This is a genomic window from Streptococcus suis, assembly GCF_002964045.1.
Classification (GTDB): Bacteria; Bacillota; Bacilli; order Lactobacillales; family Streptococcaceae; genus Streptococcus; species Streptococcus suis_U.
On record NZ_POPB01000195.1, the window covers coordinates 1 to 750 of the forward strand.

At 40.9% G+C, this 750-nt stretch carries 2 protein-coding genes; both read right to left on the minus strand.

Annotated elements, in window-relative coordinates:
* Window positions 1-117: 117 nt before the first annotated feature.
* Window positions 118-396, minus strand: coding sequence for a type II toxin-antitoxin system RelE family toxin (locus C1E99_RS01510; protein WP_105206394.1), 279 nt, complete (start codon window positions 394-396; stop codon window positions 118-120).
* On the minus strand, window positions 389-649 hold the full coding sequence (relB, locus tag C1E99_RS01515) for a type II toxin-antitoxin system RelB family antitoxin (protein ID WP_238146179.1): 261 nt from the start codon (window positions 647-649) through the stop codon (window positions 389-391). The genes C1E99_RS01510 and relB overlap by 8 nt, the downstream gene beginning before the upstream one ends.
* Window positions 650-750: the final 101 nt, after the last annotated feature.

Here is a 750-nt window from a genome sequence, read left to right on the forward strand (position 1 = left end):
TGAAAATTTTAAAAAACGTATTTTGATTGCTTTGAACATAAAGAAAGAGAGAACGAACTTCGTCCTCTCTAGGTGTTAGCTTTTCATCTACCCACTACAGTTGACAAAGAGCCAAAATTATTTAAACTTCTTATAAATTTCCGAGCGATATCCGACTTGGAGATTGAGAAAGACCAGTTCTCCTTCATCAACCGCAGCAATGATACGATAGTTTCCAACACGAAAGCGGACATAGCCAGCTAAATCGCCAGTCAGATACTTTCCAGGAGAGCGTGGAAAATCCACATCCACCAGATGCTTATCAATCCACCTAGCAATCTGCCGACTGGTTCCCTTATCGAGCTTGTCCATATCCTCAAAGAAACTCGGGGCATAGTCCACGCCATACTTAGCCATAGCGCTTCATCATTTCTTCGTGACTATAAGTTTTCTTATCGCTGTCAGCCCACTCTTTGTGGGTTTTTTCTGCCTTTACCAGATCGTACATATCTTCTAATTTCTCTAAAACAGCTTCTCGAATGAAGTCCGTCTTGGTCATGTGCTGACCAGCAGACACTTCCTCGATTAACTGGACCAAATCTTCGTCAAAGCGCACCGCAATCGGTTTTGATAAGGTTGGAATTTCTATCACCTCTTTGAGGCTGGGCAAAAACTAGCTGCTCATACATAAAAAAACGAGCAATTCCAATTAGGAGTTGCTCGTTTTCCATTTCATGCTTTATAATTATTATAACGACAAAACAACTAGAA

Bases quoted from the DNA above. Each gene is read 5' to 3' on its own strand.
- C1E99_RS01510 (WP_105206394.1), bottom strand. From the start codon at position 396: ATGGCTAAGTATGGCGTGGACTATGCCCCGAGTTTCTTTGAGGATATG.